At 59.5% G+C, this 18,116-nt stretch carries 22 protein-coding genes; 19 read left to right on the top strand and 3 right to left on the bottom strand.

Features of this window, described 5'->3' with window-relative positions:
* Positions 1 to 16: 16 nt before the first annotated feature.
* The 17 genes from rplE to F753_RS38060 all read left to right on the top strand — a co-directional run bounded on the left by rplE (position 17) and on the right by F753_RS38060 (position 11,536).
* Positions 17 to 556, top strand: coding sequence for a 50S ribosomal protein L5 (gene rplE, locus F753_RS38140; RefSeq protein ID WP_003304066.1), 540 nt, complete (start codon positions 17 to 19; stop codon positions 554 to 556).
* Positions 557 to 569: 13 nt separating this feature from the next.
* Complete coding sequence (gene rpsN / locus F753_RS38135) at positions 570 to 875, top strand: 30S ribosomal protein S14 (protein ID WP_014821629.1); 306 nt, start codon at positions 570 to 572, stop codon at positions 873 to 875.
* 184 nt (positions 876 to 1,059) lie between these two features.
* Positions 1,060 to 1,452: a 30S ribosomal protein S8 gene (rpsH, locus tag F753_RS38130; RefSeq protein WP_003293036.1), complete on the top strand. Its 393-nt coding sequence runs from the start codon at positions 1,060 to 1,062 to the stop codon at positions 1,450 to 1,452.
* A gap of 12 nt (positions 1,453 to 1,464) precedes the next feature.
* Complete coding sequence (gene rplF, locus F753_RS38125) at positions 1,465 to 1,998, top strand: 50S ribosomal protein L6 (protein ID WP_014821628.1); 534 nt, start codon at positions 1,465 to 1,467, stop codon at positions 1,996 to 1,998.
* Positions 1,999 to 2,008: 10 nt separating this feature from the next.
* Positions 2,009 to 2,359 carry a 50S ribosomal protein L18 gene (rplR, locus tag F753_RS38120; protein ID WP_003304061.1) on the top strand — a complete coding sequence of 117 codons (351 nt, stop codon included), beginning with the start codon at positions 2,009 to 2,011 and terminating at the stop codon, positions 2,357 to 2,359.
* Between the two features lie 3 nt (positions 2,360 to 2,362).
* Positions 2,363 to 2,863 (top strand): 30S ribosomal protein S5, encoded by a 501-nt coding sequence (gene rpsE / locus F753_RS38115; protein ID WP_003304059.1) that lies wholly within the window; start codon positions 2,363 to 2,365, stop codon positions 2,861 to 2,863.
* A 2-nt stretch (positions 2,864 to 2,865) separates the two neighbouring features.
* A complete protein-coding gene (rpmD, locus tag F753_RS38110; protein WP_003281818.1) occupies positions 2,866 to 3,045 on the top strand; it encodes a 50S ribosomal protein L30 in 180 nt (59 codons plus the stop codon).
* A 3-nt stretch (positions 3,046 to 3,048) separates the two neighbouring features.
* Complete coding sequence (gene rplO, locus F753_RS38105; RefSeq protein WP_014821627.1) at positions 3,049 to 3,483, top strand: 50S ribosomal protein L15; 435 nt, start codon at positions 3,049 to 3,051, stop codon at positions 3,481 to 3,483.
* Positions 3,484 to 4,812: a preprotein translocase subunit SecY gene (gene secY / locus F753_RS38100; protein WP_003304058.1), complete on the top strand. Its 1,329-nt coding sequence runs from the start codon at positions 3,484 to 3,486 to the stop codon at positions 4,810 to 4,812.
* A 29-nt stretch (positions 4,813 to 4,841) separates the two neighbouring features.
* Positions 4,842 to 4,958 (top strand): 50S ribosomal protein L36, encoded by a 117-nt coding sequence (gene rpmJ / locus F753_RS38095; RefSeq protein ID WP_003281814.1) that lies wholly within the window; start codon positions 4,842 to 4,844, stop codon positions 4,956 to 4,958.
* Between the two features lie 129 nt (positions 4,959 to 5,087).
* Positions 5,088 to 5,444, top strand: coding sequence for a 30S ribosomal protein S13 (gene rpsM / locus F753_RS38090; RefSeq protein WP_003289190.1), 357 nt, complete (start codon positions 5,088 to 5,090; stop codon positions 5,442 to 5,444).
* Positions 5,445 to 5,474: 30 nt separating this feature from the next.
* Entirely contained in the window at positions 5,475 to 5,864 is a 390-nt protein-coding gene (gene rpsK / locus F753_RS38085; RefSeq protein ID WP_003281811.1) for a 30S ribosomal protein S11, read from the top strand.
* Between the two features lie 17 nt (positions 5,865 to 5,881).
* Positions 5,882 to 6,502, top strand: coding sequence for a 30S ribosomal protein S4 (gene rpsD, locus F753_RS38080; RefSeq protein WP_003293044.1), 621 nt, complete (start codon positions 5,882 to 5,884; stop codon positions 6,500 to 6,502).
* Positions 6,503 to 6,524: 22 nt separating this feature from the next.
* A complete protein-coding gene (locus tag F753_RS38075) occupies positions 6,525 to 7,526 on the top strand; it encodes a DNA-directed RNA polymerase subunit alpha (RefSeq protein ID WP_023445631.1) in 1,002 nt (333 codons plus the stop codon).
* Positions 7,527 to 7,571: 45 nt separating this feature from the next.
* The gene (gene rplQ, locus F753_RS38070; protein ID WP_003304056.1) at positions 7,572 to 7,958 is read left to right on the top strand and encodes a 50S ribosomal protein L17; all 387 of its coding nucleotides are present in this window, start codon (positions 7,572 to 7,574) and stop codon (positions 7,956 to 7,958) included.
* A 480-nt stretch (positions 7,959 to 8,438) separates the two neighbouring features.
* Positions 8,439 to 9,860: a group II intron reverse transcriptase/maturase gene (ltrA, locus tag F753_RS38065; protein ID WP_017517123.1), complete on the top strand. Its 1,422-nt coding sequence runs from the start codon at positions 8,439 to 8,441 to the stop codon at positions 9,858 to 9,860.
* 215 nt (positions 9,861 to 10,075) lie between these two features.
* Positions 10,076 to 11,536 carry a catalase gene (locus F753_RS38060; RefSeq protein ID WP_023445630.1) on the top strand — a complete coding sequence of 487 codons (1,461 nt, stop codon included), beginning with the start codon at positions 10,076 to 10,078 and terminating at the stop codon, positions 11,534 to 11,536.
* A 69-nt stretch (positions 11,537 to 11,605) separates the two neighbouring features.
* On the opposite strand, the gene F753_RS38055 is transcribed toward F753_RS38060, so the two are convergent.
* The 3 genes from F753_RS38055 to uvrA all read right to left on the bottom strand — a co-directional run bounded on the left by F753_RS38055 (position 11,606) and on the right by uvrA (position 15,823).
* Positions 11,606 to 12,478 carry a hypothetical protein gene (locus F753_RS38055; protein WP_280806671.1) on the bottom strand — a complete coding sequence of 291 codons (873 nt, stop codon included), beginning with the start codon at positions 12,476 to 12,478 and terminating at the stop codon, positions 11,606 to 11,608.
* Positions 12,399 to 12,749 carry a M14 family zinc carboxypeptidase gene (locus F753_RS50190; protein WP_280806670.1) on the bottom strand — a complete coding sequence of 117 codons (351 nt, stop codon included), beginning with the start codon at positions 12,747 to 12,749 and terminating at the stop codon, positions 12,399 to 12,401. Before F753_RS50190 ends, F753_RS38055 begins: the two co-directional genes overlap by 80 nt.
* 230 nt (positions 12,750 to 12,979) lie before the next feature.
* Positions 12,980 to 15,823, bottom strand: coding sequence for an excinuclease ABC subunit UvrA (uvrA, locus tag F753_RS38050; protein WP_023445627.1), 2,844 nt, complete (start codon positions 15,821 to 15,823; stop codon positions 12,980 to 12,982).
* A 131-nt stretch (positions 15,824 to 15,954) separates the two neighbouring features.
* Between uvrA and F753_RS38045 the strand changes: the two genes are divergently transcribed.
* Both F753_RS38045 and F753_RS38040 read left to right on the top strand, forming a co-directional pair.
* On the top strand, positions 15,955 to 17,322 hold the full coding sequence (locus F753_RS38045) for an MFS transporter (RefSeq protein WP_023445626.1): 1,368 nt from the start codon (positions 15,955 to 15,957) through the stop codon (positions 17,320 to 17,322).
* 157 nt (positions 17,323 to 17,479) lie between these two features.
* The gene (locus F753_RS38040; protein WP_023445625.1) at positions 17,480 to 17,974 is read left to right on the top strand and encodes a single-stranded DNA-binding protein; all 495 of its coding nucleotides are present in this window, start codon (positions 17,480 to 17,482) and stop codon (positions 17,972 to 17,974) included.
* Positions 17,975 to 18,116 lie beyond the last annotated feature (142 nt).

Raw genomic sequence — 18,116 nt, 5'->3', positions numbered from 1 at the left:
TGCTAGGTAGATAACCATGGCACGACTAAAAGAAGTTTATCGGAAGGAAATCGCGCCCAAGCTGAAGGAAGAACTGAAGCTTGGCAACGTGATGGAAGTTCCGCGTATCACCAAGATCACCCTCAACATGGGTATCGGCGAAGCGATCGGTGACAAGAAGATCATCGACAATGCTGTTGCTGACCTGGAAAAGATCACCGGCCAGAAGGTTGTAGTGACTCACGCTCGCAAGTCCATCGCAGGCTTCAAAGTCCGCGAAGGCTGGCCGATCGGCGTCAAGGTCACGCTGCGCAGTGATCGTATGTATGAATTCCTGGATCGCCTGCTTTCGATCTCCCTGCCGCGCGTGCGTGACTTCCGCGGCCTGAATGCCAAGTCCTTCGATGGCCGCGGCAACTACAGTATGGGCGTCAAAGAGCAGATCATCTTCCCGGAAATCGATTACGACAAGATCGATGCCCTGCGTGGTCTGGACATCACTCTGACCACTACTGCTCGGACGGATGAAGAAGGTCGCGCTCTGCTGCGCGCTTTCAACTTCCCGTTCCGTAACTGATTGGAGTAGGCACATGGCTAAGCAAAGCATGAAGAACCGTGAGCTGAAGCGTCAGCAAACGGTCGCCAAGTTCGCCCAGAAGCGTGCTGCACTGAAAGCAATCATCGCAAGCCCGGAGTCCTCTCCGGAAGCGCGCTGGGAAGCTCAGGTCGCACTGCAGAAGCAGCCTCGTGACGCAAGCGCTTCGCGCCTGCGCAACCGCTGCCGTCTGACTGGTCGTCCGCACGGCGTTTACCGCAAGTTCGGCCTCGCGCGCAACATGCTGCGTCAGGCGGCAATGCGTGGTGACGTGCCGGGTCTGGTTAAGGCCAGCTGGTAATAGAAGCATCCAGGGCCCTGCGGGTCCTGTTTGTTTTTCGTTCAAGCCCCTCATGGGGCTTGATTCGTTTCTGGCAACTCTCTAGAATGCCCGGCTCGCCTGAGCCTTGCATTTTTGTGGGGTTTGCCTGTTGGCGACACGAGCCGTCCAAGGCTTATTTTTTTGTATTAGGAGCTAAGAGCCCATGAGTATGCAGGACCCGTTAGCGGACATGCTAACTCGTATCCGTAATGCCCAGATGGCCGAAAAGTCCGTCGTAAGCATGCCGTCTTCCACTCTGAAGGTGGCTGTTGCCAACGTTCTTCAAGGTGAAGGCTATATCGCGGGATACCAGGTCAGTGGCGACGCCAAGCCGCAACTGTCCATCGAGCTGAAGTATTTCGAAGGCCGTCCGGTCATCGAGGAGCTCAAGCGCGTAAGTCGTCCTGGCCTGCGCCAGTACAAATCCGTTGACCAGTTGCCGAAAGTACGTGGCGGTTTGGGTGTGTCGATTGTCTCCACCAACAAGGGTGTGATGACTGATCGGGCTGCTCGGGCTGCTGGTGTTGGCGGCGAAGTGCTCTGCACTGTGTTCTAAGGGGGGATAAGCATGTCTCGCGTTGCTAAGAACCCCGTCAAGCTGCCTGCTGGCGTCGAAATCAAGATGTCTGGTCAGCAGCTTTCGGTGAAGGGCGCAAAAGGCGCTCTCGAACTGAATGTTCATCCGTCCGTGGAGGTCATCCAGGAGTCTGGTGAGCTGCGTTTTGCTGGCCGTAATGGTGATCAGCAAACTCGCGCCATGGCCGGCACTACCCGTGCGCTGGTCAACAACATGGTGATCGGCGTCAGCCAAGGCTTCGAGCGCAAGCTTCAGCTGGTTGGTGTTGGTTACAAGGCGCAAGCCAAAGGTCAAGTGCTGTCCCTGGCTCTCGGTTTCTCGCATCCGGTGGATTACGAACTGCCGCAAGGCGTTACCGCTGAGACCCCCAGCCAGACCGATATCCTGATCAAGGGTGTCGACAAGCAACTGGTCGGTCAGGTGGCTGCTGAAATCCGCGACTTCCGTCGCCCTGAGCCCTACAAGGGCAAAGGCGTGCGGTACTCGGATGAAGTAGTCCGTCGCAAAGAAGCTAAGAAGAAGTAGGGCATAGCAAATGAGCGTAAAGAAAGAAACTCGTCTGCGTCGCGCTCGCAAGGCACGCCTGAAGATGCGCGAGCTGGAAACCGTACGCCTCTGCGTGTACCGCTCTTCCCAGCACATCTACGCCCAGGTCCTTTCGGCCGACGGCGGCAAGGTCCTGGCCAGCGCCTCGACTCTGGACAAAGAACTGCGTGACGCCGCCACCGGCAACGTCGACGCTGCCAAGAAAGTCGGTCAGCTGGTCGCTGAGCGCGCGAAAGCCGCAGGTGTCACTCAGGTGGCGTTCGACCGTTCTGGCTTCAAGTACCACGGTCGTGTCAAGGCACTGGCTGAAGCTGCTCGTGAAGGCGGGCTGGAGTTCTAAGTTATGGCAAATAACGAGCAAAAGCGCGACGAAGGCTACATCGAGAAGCTGGTTCAAGTTAACCGCGTCGCAAAAACTGTAAAAGGTGGTCGTATCTTCACCTTCACCGCGCTGACTGTGGTCGGTGATGGCAAGGGTCGTGTCGGCTTCGGTCGTGGCAAGTCCCGTGAAGTACCGGCTGCTATTCAAAAGGCTATGGAGGCGGCTCGCCGCAACATGATCCAGGTCGACCTGAATGGCACTACTCTGCAGTACGCCACCAAGGCCGCGCATGGCGCGTCCAAGGTCTACATGCAGCCTGCCTCCGAGGGTACCGGCGTGATTGCCGGTGGTGCCATGCGCGCCATTCTGGAAGTTGCTGGCGTTCAGAACGTACTGGCCAAGTGCTACGGCTCTACCAACCCGGTCAACGTGGTTCACGCCACCTTTAAGGGTCTGAAGGCGATGCAGTCGCCTGAGTCGATTGCTGCCAAGCGTGGCAAGAGCGTCGAGGAGATTTCCTGATCATGGCTAACACCGTCAAGGTCACGCTGATCAAGAGTGTCAGCGGTCGTATCCCCAATCACAAGCTGTGCGTCAAGGGTCTTGGCCTGCGTCGCATTGGTCACACCGTCGAGGTTCAGGATACTCCTGAAAATCGCGGCATGATCAACAAGGCTTATTACATGCTCCGTGTGGAGGGCTAAGCCATGCAACTGAACGATCTGCGTTCTGCGCCGGGTGCCCGTCGCGAAAAGCTGCGTCCCGGTCGTGGTATCGGTAGTGGCCTGGGCAAGACCTGTGGCCGTGGTCACAAGGGTCAGACCTCTCGTTCCGGCGGCAAGATCGCTCCCGGTTTCGAGGGTGGTCAGCAGCCTCTGCATCGTCGTCTGCCGAAGTTCGGTTTCGTTTCGCTGAAAGCCATGGACCGCGCTGAGGTTCGTACCTCTGAGTTGGCCAAGGTGGAAGGTGATGTCGTTACCGTGCAAAGCCTGAAAGACGCCAACGTAATCAACCAGAACGTACAGCGCGTGAAGATCATGCTGTCGGGCGAGGTTGGTCGTGCGGTTACTCTCAAGGGTATCGCAGCCACCAAAGGTGCGCGTGCGGCTATCGAAGCAGCTGGCGGCAAGTTCGAGGAATAAATGGCTAAGCAAGGTGCTCTCTCCGCGCTGAGTAATGGTGGTCTGTCCGAACTCTGGGCTCGTCTGCGCTTTCTGTTCATGGCGATCATCGTCTATCGGATTGGCGCACACATCCCTGTTCCCGGGATAAATCCCGATCGGCTGGCCGAGCTGTTCCGTCAGAACGAGGGGACCATCCTTAGCTTGTTCAACATGTTTTCCGGTGGTGCGCTGGAGCGCATGAGTATTTTTGCTTTGGGGATCATGCCGTACATTTCGGCATCGATCATCATGCAGCTCATGACCGCTGTCAGCCCACAGCTGGAGCAGTTGAAGAAAGAAGGTGAGGCCGGTCGTCGCAAGATCAGTCAGTACACGCGTTACGGTACGCTCGTGCTGGCCATCGTTCAGGCGATCGGTATGTCGGTCGGGTTGGCGGGGCAAGGTGTCGCGTTCAGCAACGATTTCGGCTTCTACTTCGTGGCCATCACGACGTTCGTGTCTGGTGCGATGTTCATGATGTGGCTGGGTGAGCAGATCACCGAGCGTGGCGTTGGCAACGGTATCTCGATGTTGATCTTCGCAGGTATCGTCGCCGGCTTGCCGGGTGCGCTCGGTCAGTCGTTCGAATCTGCTCGCCAGGGCGATATCAATATCATCGCGCTGCTTGCTGTTGGCCTGCTCGCTGTAGCGATCATCGGTTTCGTGGTGTTTATCGAGCGTGGTCAGCGCCGTATCGCGGTTCACTACGCGAAGCGTCAGCAGGGCCGTAAGGTCTTTGCCGCGCAGACCAGTCACTTGCCGTTGAAGGTGAATATGGCGGGGGTCATCCCGGCTATCTTTGCCAGCAGCATTCTGCTGTTCCCGGCTTCGCTGGGGCAGTGGTTCGGTCAGTCAGAGAGCATGGGCTGGTTGGCTGACATTTCGCAGGCGATCGCGCCCGGGCAGCCGTTGAACATTCTGCTGTTCAGTGCCGGGATCATCTTCTTCTGCTTCTTCTATACGGCATTGATGTTCAATCCGAAAGACGTAGCAGAGAACCTGAAGAAGTCTGGCGCGTTTATTCCCGGGATTCGTCCTGGTGAGCAGTCGGCTCGCTACATTGATGGCGTGTTGACTCGTTTGACCATGTTCGGCGCCCTGTACATGACGGCTGTCTGCCTGCTGCCACAGTTTCTTGTGGTTGCAGCCAACGTGCCGTTCTACCTTGGTGGGACCTCGTTGCTGATCGTGGTCGTGGTTGTAATGGACTTCATGTCCCAAGTGCAGTCACACCTCATGTCGCACCAGTACGATTCCCTCATGAAGAAAGCCAACCTGAAGGGCTACGGCAGTGGAATGCTCCGCTGAGGTGGCTCGTAAGGTTCTAGGAGTTGGTGATGAAAGTTCGTGCATCGGTTAAAAAGCTGTGCCGTAACTGCAAGATCATCCGTCGCGACGGTGTCGTGCGCGTGATCTGTAGCGCAGAACCGCGTCACAAGCAGCGCCAAGGCTGATTGTGTAAGGCGTTATAACCCGGCAGCTAGTGCGCTGCCGGGTTGAATATTTGTTATTACAGCGTTAATATCTCGCGCCCTTTTCTTGGCTTCCGGGGCGTAGGTAGCTGTCAATTGGAGTTTCACTGAATGGCCCGTATTGCAGGCGTCAACATTCCGGATAACAAGCACACTGTTATCTCGCTGACCTACATCTACGGTGTTGGTCGCACCCGTGCACAGGAAATCTGTGCTGCTACCGGTGTGAATCCGGCAGCGAAGATCAAGGATCTTTCCGACGAGCAGGTCGAACTGCTGCGTGGCGAAGTCGGCAAGTTCATCGTTGAAGGCGACCTGCGTCGCGAAGTCAACATGAAAATCAAGCGCTTGATGGACCTGGGTTGCTATCGCGGCCTGCGTCATCGTCGTGGTCTGCCGGTTCGCGGTCAGCGTACCAAGACCAACGCACGTACCCGTAAGGGCCCGCGCAAGCCGATCCGCAAGTAATCGCGTTAGCGAATCGACAGGAATTTAGTCATGGCAAAACCTGCTGCTCGTCCTCGTAAAAAAGTCAAAAAGACAGTGGTTGATGGCATCGCCCACATCCACGCGTCTTTCAACAACACCATCGTGACCATCACCGATCGTCAGGGCAATGCGTTGTCCTGGGCTACTTCGGGTGGTTCCGGTTTCCGCGGCTCGCGTAAGAGCACTCCGTTCGCTGCCCAGATCGCTGCAGAGCGCGCTGGTCAGGCTGCGCTGGAGTACGGCCTGAAGAACCTCGACGTCAACGTCAAGGGCCCAGGTCCGGGTCGGGAGTCCGCCGTGCGTGCTTTGAACGCATGTGGTTATAAAATCGCCAGCATCACCGACGTGACGCCTATCCCGCATAACGGGTGCCGTCCGCCGAAGAAGCGCCGCGTGTAATCAGGAGACAGTGAAGAATGGCTCGTTATATTGGTCCCAAGTGCAAACTGTCTCGTCGTGAAGGCACCGATCTCTTCCTGAAGAGTGGTGCGCGCGCGCTCGAATCCAAGTGCAATATCGAAACCCCGCCGGGTGTTCACGGTCAGCGTCGCGGACGTCTGTCCGATTACGGCACCCAGCTGCGTGAAAAGCAGAAGGTACGCCGCATCTACGGTGTGCTGGAGCGTCAGTTCAGTGGTTATTACAAGGAAGCAGCCAGCCGTAAGGGCGCTACCGGTGAGAATCTGCTGCAGCTGCTCGAGTGCCGTCTGGACAACGTCGTGTACCGCATGGGCTTCGGCTCTACTCGTGCCGAATCGCGTCAGCTGGTCTCGCACAAGTCAATCAGTGTCAACGGTCAGACCGTGAACATTCCGTCTTACCAGGTCAAGGCCGGTGACGTAGTGGCTGTTCGTGAGAAGTGCCGTAACCAGCTGCGTATCGCCCAGGCCCTCGAACTGTGCGCTCAGCGCGGTCGCGTTGAATGGGTCGAAGTAGATGCCGACAAGAAATCCGGTGTTTTCAAGAATGTTCCGGCTCGCAGCGATCTGTCCGCCGACATCAACGAAAACCTGATTGTCGAGCTCTACTCCAAGTAAGGGCTAGAAAATAGGTGTATCCATGCAGAGTTCGGTAAATGAGTTCCTGCCCCCCCGCCATATCGATGTGCAGGTGGTCAGTCCGACCCGTGCCAAGATCACTCTCGAGCCCCTCGAGCGTGGTTTTGGCCACACCCTTGGCAACGCGCTGCGTCGTATTCTGTTGTCCTCCATGCCCGGCTGCGCTGTGGTCGAGGCGGAGATCGACGGTGTGCTCCACGAGTACAGCGCCATCGAGGGCGTGCAGGAAGATGTCATCGAAATCCTGCTCAACCTCAAAGGTATCGCCATCAAGCTGCACGGCCGTGATGAAGTGACCTTGAGCCTGGTGAAGAAGGGCGCGGGCGCTGTTACCGCTGCCGATATCCAGCTGGATCACGATGTCGAAATCGTCAATGGCGATCACCTGATCGCCAATCTGGCGGCCAACGGCTCGCTCAACATGAAGCTCAAGGTCGCTCGCGGCCGCGGTTACGAGCCTGCTGATGCGCGTCAGAGCGATGAAGACGAAAGCCGTAGCATCGGTCGTCTGCAGCTCGACGCCACTTTCAGCCCGGTTCGTCGCGTGGCTTACGTGGTCGAAAATGCTCGTGTCGAGCAGCGCACCAACCTGGACAAACTGGTCATTGACCTGGAAACCAACGGCACCCTGGATCCCGAAGAGGCGATCCGTCGTGCAGCGACCATCCTGCAGCAACAGCTGGCTGCGTTCGTCGACCTCAAGGGCGACAGCGAGCCGGTTGTAATCGAGCAGGAAGACGAGATCGATCCGATCCTGTTGCGTCCGGTTGATGACCTGGAGCTGACCGTACGTTCGGCCAACTGCCTGAAGGCGGAAAACATCTACTACATTGGTGATCTGATTCAGCGCACCGAAGTAGAGCTGTTGAAGACGCCGAATCTGGGCAAGAAGTCCCTGACTGAGATCAAGGACGTTCTGGCTTCGCGTGGTTTGTCCCTCGGTATGCGTCTGGATAACTGGCCGCCGGCAAGTCTCAAGAAGGACGATAAGGCCACTGCCTGATCGCCCCCAGTAACCGAACTGAACGTTTGGTAAGGAATTTCAATCATGCGTCATCGTAAAAGTGGCCGTCACCTGAGCCGCACCAGCGCCCACCGCAAGGCCATGTTTCAAAACATGGCGGTGTCGCTGTTCGAGCACGAACTGATCAAGACCACCCTGCCCAAGGCCAAGGAGCTGCGTCGCGTTGCCGAGCCGCTGATCACCCTGGCTAAGGAAGATAGCGTCGCTAACCGTCGTCTGGCTTTCGACCGTACTCGTTCGAAGGCTGCCGTAGGCAAGCTGTTCAACGATCTGGGCAAGCGTTACGCCACCCGTCAGGGCGGCTATCTGCGTATCCTCAAGTGCGGCTTCCGCGCTGGTGACAACGCACCTATGGCTTACGTCGAGCTGGTTGACCGTCCGGTCACTGGTGAAGTGGAAGCCGCCGAGTAAGATCGGTAGCGGCAATTAAAAACCGAGCCTTTTGGCTCGGTTTTTTTATGGTGCGCCAGGCATGGCGCGTAGCGCCGTGACTGGCGCTGTCGGGTTCACTGTGGTGGTGAGCCTGGCGACTTGGAGGTGAAAGTCCTCTACACACCCGGCAAGGGGAAGTGTTAGCTGAAGGCAAGGGTGTCGCGGGCGACTGCGAATCTGAAGGAAGCCCGAGGCAAAATGCTGGCCTGACGAACAGGAAGCGGATGAGGCGGCGCAGCGGGGTGAGGTGGCCATAATCGCCAAAGCCCGATACTTGCACGGAACGCTGCGACGTAGATCCGACAGGCATAAGCAGGAAGGTCGCGCGAATTACCCTGGGAGATCTGTACGCTTGCCATTGTGCTACCGATTGTCGAGAGGCGACGGGATGGGCGTGCAGAAGTCAGCCGAGGCCGTAGTAAGTGGCGGTCAACCACGCCATCAAGGGCCGAACAGGTCATGCCGCCAGTAGGCGTCAGCGTCTCGTCGATAACCGAAATGCAGAAATTTCTCCAAGAGAAGACTGTCACCCCGAGTCCCGGCCAGAGGCCGAGGATGACGCCTGACAGCGCAGAGGTATCGGCGGCGTCGGTGACGTGGATGAACGCGGAGCCGGACACGCTGATGGAGCGGGTGCTTGCACCGGCGAATCTCAAGCGTGCGTATCAGCGCGTGGTCAGCAACAAGGGGGCGCCGGGTGCCGATGGCATGACGGTCGCCGACTTGGCAGGCTACGTGAAACAGTATTGGCCCATCCTGAAGGTCAGGCTGCTGGCAGGTGAATACCATCCCCAGGCAGTGCGGGCGGTCGAAATTCCCAAACCGCAGGGCGGTATGCGGCAACTGGGCATTCCCAGTGTCGTGGATCGCCTGATCCAGCAAGCCCTGCTGCAACAGCTCACGCCGATCTTCGATCCGCTGTTCTCGGACTATAGCTACGGCTTCCGTCCGGGCAGAAGCGCTCACCAGGCTGTCGAGATGGCCCGCACCCATGTGGCGGCGGGTCATAGGTGTTGCGTGGAACTCGATCTGGAGAAGTTCTTTGATCGGGTCAACCACGACATCCTGATGTTCTGTGTTGAGCGCCATGTCGAAGACAAACAGGTGCTCAGACTCATCCGCCGTTACCTCGAAGCGGGCGTCATGTCGGACGGGGTTGTCAGCCATCGGCAGGAGGGGGCGCCGCAAGGCGGCCCGCTTTCGCCGCTGCTGTCGAACATCCTGCTCGATGAACTCGACCGTGAGTTGGAGCGGCGAGGCCATCGCTTCGTGCGCTATGCCGATGACGCGAACATTTATGTCCGTAGTCCGCGTGCTGGCGAACGAGTGCTGGCCAGTGTCGAGCGGTTCCTGAATCACCGTCTGAAACTGAGACTGAATCGGGACAAGAGTCGCGTGGCTGGGTCGTGGAAATGCGACTACCTGGGGTATGGGATGAGTTGGCACTCGCTGCCTAGACTGCGAGTGGCAACCATGAGCCTGCGCCGTGTGCGCGACCGTCTCAGGGAACTGCTGCGAGGGGTGCGGGGCCACAAGATGGCGAATGTCATCGAGCGGGTAAACCCGGTGCTGCGAGGCTGGGCAGGCTACTTCAAGCTCAGCCAGAGCAAGCGTCCACTGGAAGAGCTGGATGGCTGGGTCAGGCACAAACTTCGCTGTGTCATCTGGCGGCAATGGAAGCAGCCCTCTACGAGGGCGCGCAACCTGATGCGCCTGGGATTGAGCGAGGAGCGTGCCTGCAAGTCGGCCTTCAATGGCCGAGGCCCGTGGTGGAACTCAGGAGCGCCGCATATGAATCAGGCGCTGCCGAAGAAGCTATGGGACAGACTTGGACTGGTCTCGATACTGGATACGATCAATCGGCTTAACCGCATGGCCTGAACCGCCGTGTACGGAACCGTACGCACGGTGGTGTGGGAGGACGGCGGCCGTGAGGCCGCCTCCTACCCGATCCCAAAGGATTCTGAGAGACTGGCTCTATAAGGGGCGTTGATCTTCATCATTAGTCGGCGTTGCGCTTGCTTCCTATGATGGCATTCAACCAGCAGGTACTTACCAAGACCCTGGAAGCTATTGAATACCAAGGAGCTGCAACCATGACTGACAAGCAGAAGCTCACAACCGTTGCCGGTGCGCCGGTATCCGAAAACCAGAACTCCATGACTGCGGGCCGCCGTGGTCCCATGCTGCTTCAGGACGTATGGTTTCTAGAGAAGCTCGCTCATTTCGACCGGGAGGTGATTCCGGAGCGGCGCATGCATGCGAAGGGCTCGGGGGCGTTCGGAGAATTCGTCGTCACCCATGACATCACCCGCTACACCAAAGCCAAGCTGTTTTCCGAGATCGGCAAGCGCACTCCGCTGTTCGCGCGCTTTTCGACCGTCGCAGGCGAGCGTGGTGCCGCCGATGCCGAGCGTGACATTCGTGGTTACGCACTGAAGTTCTACACCGAGCAAGGCAACTGGGACATGGTGGGCAATAACACCCCGGTGTTCTTTTTCCGCGATCCGCTGAAGTTTCCGGACCTCAACCACGCAGTAAAACGCGATCCGCGCACCAACATGCGCAGCGCGAACAACAACTGGGACTTCTGGACCGGGCTGCCTGAAGCCTTGCACCAGATCACCTATGTCATGGGCGATCGGGGCATTCCGGCGTCGTACCGCCATATGCACGGTTTCGGTTCGCACACCTACAGCTTCATCAGTCCGAACAACGAGCGTTTCTGGGTGAAGTTTCACTTTCGGACCCAGCAGGGCATCAAGAATCTCACCGACGCCGAGGCGGCAGCCATCGTTGCCAATGACCGGGAGAGTTCGCAGCGCGATCTGTTCGAGGCCATCGAGCGTGGCGAATATCCACGTTGGACGATGTATGTGCAGGTAATGGCGGAAGCCGACGCCGCCAAGGTGCCGTACCATCCGTTCGACCTCACCAAGGTCTGGCCGCATGCCGACTACCCGCTGATCGAGGTCGGCTATTACGAGCTCAACCGCAATCCCGACAACTACTTCCAGGATGTCGAGCAGGCGGCATTCACACCGGCGAATGTCGTTCCGGGCATCAGCTTCTCTCCAGACCGTATGTTGCAGGGCCGTCTTTTCTCCTACGGGGATGCGCAACGCTACCGGCTGGGGGTGAATCACCATCAGATTCGGGTCAACGCTCCGCGTTGCCCGGTCCACAGCTACCATCGCGATGGTGCCATGCGCGTAGATGGCAATCAGGGTGGTCGTCTGCATTACGAGCCGAATACGTATGGCGAGTGGCAGGAACAGCCTGACTTCAGCGAGCCACCGCTGGCTCTCGAGGGGGCGGCGGATCGTTACGACTACCGTGCCGACGACGCCGATTACTTCACTCAGCCGGGCAACCTGTTCCGCTTGATGAAGGCCGATGAACAGCAGCGGTTGTTCGAAAATACCGCACGGTCGATGCAGGGAGTGGCGCGTCATATCAAGATTCGCCACATCAGTCACTGCCTGAGGGCTGATCCGGCCTATGGAGCAGGTATTGCCGCCGCCCTGGATATTCCGCTGTCGGAAGTGCCGGCATAAGCGATTCGCGGTATCCGCAGGATCGAGAAGCCCGCAGCGAGTGCTGCGGGCTTTCTTGTTTCTTCAGCGCTATTCGTGGGGATTGTTGAGCGGCTTATCGCTCTCCCGTCCGGGTGGCAAAAGGCGATCGGCCTCTGCCGGATCGATCGCCGTCAGGCTGCCGTCGGCAGTTGCGACAAGCACGGCCTCAAGCATTTCACGCACATTGTTGCGGAGCATGCCGACAGACTTCTGGCCGCGACTGTTCAATCCGCCGATTTCCATGAGCACGCTGCCGCCCAATGGGCCTGTTTCGCCGGCGGCCAGTCGCTCGGTCCCCAGCAGGCCGTAGGCGTTTCGGGCAATGCCTGGATCGCCGCCGCCGCGGCGGACATCGCCGTTGGGGTGCTCATAGTAGTAGTTGGTGATTTCCATGAAGCCAAGCTGCGTGAAGCGCTGCTTCATCACGATTGCCAGCTGCTTCGACAGTGCTACCGCTTCCGGGGCGCCATCCGGGTGAGTTGGCCAGGTGATAGAACCGGTCACCTGGCGTCCCGGGCGGTTCACTTCAGGATCCACATCCTTGATTACCACGGCAGGGTTCTGATTGTGCACATCTACCAGCCAGATGGGACGGTAACGGTCATAGATGCGGCGTACCGCAACCGCTTCGGGCACCGGGTTCTGCCCCGGGTTGAAGTGCTGCTCACTGGCTAGGCCTGGATTGCAGCGTATCTGCGTGCTATTGCTCCAGTCTGTCCAGTGGTAGCGGTTGATGTCGTAGCTAAATTGGCGTTGGCCGTCGGCATTGAAAGCGGTCACGTTGGCGCCGAGGTGCTGATCCAACTTGGCAGGATTCAGGGTGCCATCGGCGCGCAGGCAGTCAGCGCTGGTTTGCGGGGCGCTGAAATCCATGTTGCCGCGACTGAAACGCTCGGCGCCGTCCGGGTTGACCCTCGGCACGATCAGCCACCTGCAGATTATCCAACACCTGACGGGACAAGGCCCCGCCCGAGGCAAGGCGTTTTATCAGATTGACCGCCGCTTCGGTGCCGTGAGGTTCGTTGCCGTGCTGTTGGGTTGTGATCATTACGGCTGGTTTGTCTGAATTACTCAGCCTGGCCAGCCAGATCGGCCGGCCTTCGTTGCTGCTGCCGGCCTGTTCTAGTCGCAGGGCATCCGGGAAACGTCGTGAAAGTGCGTTGAGCTGATCGTACAGCTGGTTGTTGCTCATGAACGCCTCCAGCGAGACGTTCTGCTCATTGGTGATCCAAGGGCCGTTGGGTTGGGCGGCAGCGGCGAGACCGGGGAGCAGGCCGGCGCCAAGCAGGCAGGCAGCAAGCGCAATTCGCATCAGGATTTCTCCTTATCGGGCTGAGAGTGTCCCGCCCAACTGCCCGGCGGGATCCGTAGTGGACCCCGCTGCGCTTGCGCTTGTTGCCGAAACGGCTGCCGACGCGATGATCAACCCGCCGAGCCGTCGCGCTCAAGTAACGGTTTGAGGAAATGACCGGTATGAGACTGGGCCATACCTGCCACCTCTTCCGGCGTACCGCAGGCGATGATCTGGCCACCCTTCGAGCCACCTTCCGGGCCGAGATCCACCAGCCAGTCGGCCGTCTTGATGACGTCAAGGTTGTGCTCGATCACTACGACCGTATTGCCGTGGTCGCGCAAACGGTGCAGTACGTCGAGCAGCTGCTGGATATCGGCGAAATGCAGGCCGGTGGTGGGTTCGTCGAGGATGTACAGGGTCTTGCCGGTGTCACGCTTGGACAGCTCACGGGACAGCTTGACGCGCTGCGCCTCGCCGCCAGACAGCGTCGTCGCACTCTGCCCCAGCTTGATATACGACAGCCCCACATCCATCAGCGTCTGCAGTTTTCGCGCGACGGCCGGTACCGGGTCGAAGAATTCACGGGCTTCCTCGATGGTCATGTCGAGCACTTCGGTAATGCTCTTGCCCTTGTACTTCACCTCCAGCGTTTCGCGGTTGTAGCGCTTGCCCTTGCACACGTCGCAGGGCACGTAGATGTCGGGCAGGAAGTGCATTTCCACCTTGATCACGCCGTCGCCCTGGCAGGCTTCACAGCGTCCGCCCTTGACGTTGAAAGAGAAGCGGCCCGGGCCGTAGCCGCGTGAGCGCGCTTCCGGCACGCTGGCAAACAGCTCGCGAATCGGCGTGAACAGCCCCGTGTAGGTCGCCGGGTTGGAGCGCGGGGTGCGGCCGATCGGGCTCTGATCGATGTCCACTACCTTGTCCAGATGCTGCAGCCCGTCGAAGCTGTCGTGCGGGGCTACTTCCAGCGTGGTCGCGCCATTGAGTGCAGTCGCCGTGATCGGGAACAGCGTGTTGTTGATCAGCGTTGATTTGCCCGAGCCCGACACACCGGTGATGCAGGTGAGCAGGCCGACCGGAATCTCCAGGTCGACGTTGCGCAGGTTGTTGCCACGCGCGCCCTTGAGCTTGAGCAGCATCTTCGGATCACGGCGGGTGCGCTCAGGCCGATAGTTGATCTTCACCCGGCCAGAGAGGTACTTGCCGGTCAGCGAATCCGGGTGCGCCATCACCTCGTCAGGTGTGCCTTCAGCGACGATGCGGCCGCCATGTATGCCGGCACCTGGACCGATGTCTACGACGTAGTCGGCGAGACGGATCGCATCCTCGTCATGCTCCACGACGATCACCGTATTGCCGATGTCGCGCAGGTGGCGAAGGGTGCCCAGCAAGCGTTCGTTGTCGCGCTGATGCAGGCCGATCGAAGGTTCGTCGAGGATGTACATCACCCCAACCAGGCCGGCGCCGATCTGACTGGCCAGGCGAATACGCTGGGCTTCGCCGCCGGACAGGGTGTCGGCGCTGCGATCCAGGGTCAGATAATCCAGGCCGACGTTGACCAGGAACTGCAGGCGTTCGCGGATCTCCTTGAGAATCTTGTCGGCGATCTCGCCGCGTCGTCCGCTGAGCGAGAGGACGCCGAAGTAGTCGGTGGCGTCGCCGATGGGCATGGCCGTGACCGCAGGCAGGGTCTTGTCGCCAACCCACACGTGGCGTGCTTCGCGGCGCAGACGCGTGCCGCGACAGTCCGGGCAGGGCTGGGTGCTGAGGTATTTGGCGAGCTCTTCGCGAACCGAATTGGATTCGGTTTCGCGGTAGCGGCGTTCCAGGTTGGGAACGATGCCTTCGAACGGGTGCGAACGCTTGACGATATCGCCGCGGTCGTTGAGGTAGCGGAACTCGACATTCTCACGGCCGCTGCCGCGCAGGATGGACTTCTGATGATCGGCGGCCAGTGAGTCGAAAGGCTCATCGAGGCTGAAGCCATAATGCGAGGCCAGTGAGCCGAGCATCTGGAAATAGTAAACGTTGCGCCGGTCCCAGCCGCGTATGGCGCCTTCGGCCAAGGTCAACTCCCCATTGACCAGGCGCTTGGCGTCGAAGAACTGCTTCACGCCCAGGCCGTCACAGGTGGGGCAGGCGCCGGCTGGGTTGTTGAAGGAGAACAGCTTGGGTTCAAGCTCGCTGATCGAGTGGCCGCAGATCGGGCAGGCGAAGCGTGCGGAGAAGATCATTTCCTCGCTGTCGTCGTCCTCTTCCATGGAGGCGACCAGGGCGATGCCATCGGCCAGCTTGAGCGCCGTTTCGAAGGATTCGGCCAGGCGCTGCTGCAGGTCGCCGCGAACCTTGAAGCGATCCACCACCACGTCGATCGAGTGCTTCTTCTGCTTGTCCAGCTTGGGTAGCTCGTCGAGTTCGTACAGCCGCCCGTTGACGCGGGCGCGCACGAAACCCTGAGCACGCAGTTCGTCGAACACGGCCAGGTGCTCCCCCTTGCGTTCGCGGATGACCGGGGCCAGCAGCATCAGCTTGCGGCCTTCGGGCAGTGCCAGCACCTGGTCGACCATCTGACTGACCGTCTGCGCTTCCAACGGGGCATCGTGATCTGGACAGCGCGGCGTGCCGACCCGCGCATAGAGCAGACGCAGGTAGTCGTAGATCTCGGTGATGGTGCCCACGGTGGAGCGCGGGTTGTGCGAGGTCGATTTCTGCTCGATGGAGATCGCCGGGGAGAGCCCTTCGATGGTGTCGACGTCGGGCTTTTCCATCATCGAGAGGAACTGGCGCGCATACGCCGAAAGCGATTCGACGTAACGGCGCTGGCCTTCTGCGTAGAGAGTGTCGAATGCCAACGATGATTTGCCAGAACCGGACAAGCCGGTGATGACGATCAGCTTGTCGCGCGGCAGGGTGAGGTCGATGTTCTTCAGGTTGTGGGTGCGGGCCCCACGAATCAGAATCTTGTCCAAAACAGCCTCGCGTGGCGGGCGGAAACCCGAAAGTATACGGCCGGGGTGATAGTCGCGGCAAAACCGCGCGCCTGTGCCGAACAGGGTAGGGCTGCTAGAATCGCCGCCGGTTCATACAAGCGAGACCCTCCATGCAGGACCCCTACAGCGAGCGCATGAGCGCCAGCGAAAAACGCGCAGCTTCCGGGCTGGCCCTGGTTTTCGCTTTTCGCATGCTCGGCATGTTCATGGTTTTGCCCGTGCTGGCAACCTACGGCATGGACCTGGAAGGCGCTACGCCGACCCTGATCGGTCTTGCGATAGGTGCCTATGGTTTGACCCAGGCGCTGCTGCAAATTCCCTTCGGTATCCTTTCCGATCGTATTGGTCGCCTGCCGATCATCTATTTCGGCCTGCTGATCTTTGCTGCCGGAGCCGCACTGGCGGCGATGTCGGACAGTATCTGGGGCGTTATCGCCGGGCGCATCCTGCAAGGGGCGGGCGCGATTTCCGCTGCAGTGATGGCGCTGCTTTCGGACCTGACCCGCGAACAGCACCGGACCAAGGCGATGGCGCTGATCGGCGTGAGCATCGGTTTGTCCTTCGCTGTCGCGATGATCGTCGGGCCGTTGCTGACCCGTGCCTTCGGTCTCTCCGGGCTGTTCTGGGTAACCGCCGGCATGGCGTTGCTTGGCGGAGTCATCGTCGCGTTGCTGCCCAAGGCCCAGGCGCATGTGCGCCATCGCGAATCGGGCGTCGCCAAGCAGGCACTCGGCCTGACGCTGCGCCATCCTGATCTGCTGCGTCTGGATTTCAGTATTCTGGCGCTGCACTCGATCCTGATGGCCAGCTTCGTCGCGCTGCCGCTGGCATTGGTCGAGCAGGGCGCATTGCCCAAGGAGGAGCATTGGTGGGTCTACCTTACGGCACTGCTGGTCGGCTTCTTCGGCATGATTCCCTTCATTATTTATGGCGAGAAGAAGCGCCAGATGCGCCGCGTGCTGTTGGGCGCGGTCTCCGCGCTGCTGCTCTGCGAGCTGTTCTTCTGGTGGTTCGGAAATGGCTTGTGGATGCTGGTCGTCGGCATGGTGGGCTTCTTCATCGCGTTCAATCTGCTGGAAGCGTCGCTGCCTTCGTTGATCAGCAAAGTCGCGCCGGCCGGCGGCAAGGGCACCGCGATGGGCGTCTACTCCACCAGTCAGTTTCTCGGTGCCGGTCTCGGTGGCGTGCTGGGCGGCATGCTCTATCAGCAGGGTGGCCTGGCGCTGGTGTTCGCCGGTTGCGCTGCACTTTGCGCGTTGTGGTTCGTGGTGGCCTTCAGCATGCGCGAACCTCCTTATGTCACCAGCCTGCGCTTGCCGCTGTCGGCCGGAGCGCTGGCCAACGCAGGACTTGGGCGTGACCTGCTACAAGTCGCCGGTGTTAGCGACGTGCTCATCGTTGCCGACGAGGCAGCGGCCTATATCAAGGTCGATACGCAGCAACTGGATCGTGAAGCTCTTGATCGCCTGGTTGCCTGAGGCGCCTGTTCGCGGCTGCATAGTGCCGCGCAACATGAAAGTGCGTCGGTTGGCCGTCAGGGGTGGCTGAGGTAAGATTCGCGGTCATCGGCTTTGCTGGCGGTACAACCGCCATCGGTGAATCCATCCAATTCAACGTTCCAATGAGGAGTTACCCATGGCGAGAGGGGTGAATAAAGTCATCTTGATCGGCAATGTCGGCGGCGACCCGGAAACCCGCTACATGCCCAATGGCAATGCGGTGACCAACATCACGCTGGCAACCACCGATAGCTGGAAGGACAAGCAGACCGGTCAGCTTCAGGAGCGTACCGAGTGGCATCGCGTGGTGTTGTTCGGCAAGGTTGCCGAGATCGCCGGCGAATACCTGCGCAAGGGTTCGCAATGCTACATCGAGGGACGCCTGCAGACCCGCGAGTGGGAGAAGGACGGCGTCAAGCGCTACACAACCGAAATCGTCGTCGACATGAACGGCACCATGCAGCTGCTCGGTGGCCGTGGCGGCAGTTCCGACGATGCGCCGCGTCAGGCTCGCCCGCAGCAGCGTGAGCCGCAGCAGGCGCCGCGTCCGCAGGCCCAGCCGCAGCAGCCCGCTGCGCGGCAGCAGCCGGCACCGGACTACGACAGCTTCGACGACGACATCCCCTTCTAGAGGCCACCTTAGATAATTCTGTAAGGTTTAGGACTGAAGCCCCTGCTATGCGGGGGTTTTGTCTTTTTAGGGCTGTCAAATTTACCTTGATAGAATTCTGCTGTTGCCACACCATCCTAAAACGTAAAGTTTTGGATGTTAT

Source organism: Stutzerimonas chloritidismutans AW-1 (assembly GCF_000495915.1).
Lineage (GTDB): Bacteria > Pseudomonadota > Gammaproteobacteria > Pseudomonadales > Pseudomonadaceae > Stutzerimonas > Stutzerimonas chloritidismutans.
Note: the sequence above shows the minus strand (reverse complement) of the source record. Positions and strands in the feature narration are given on the sequence as shown.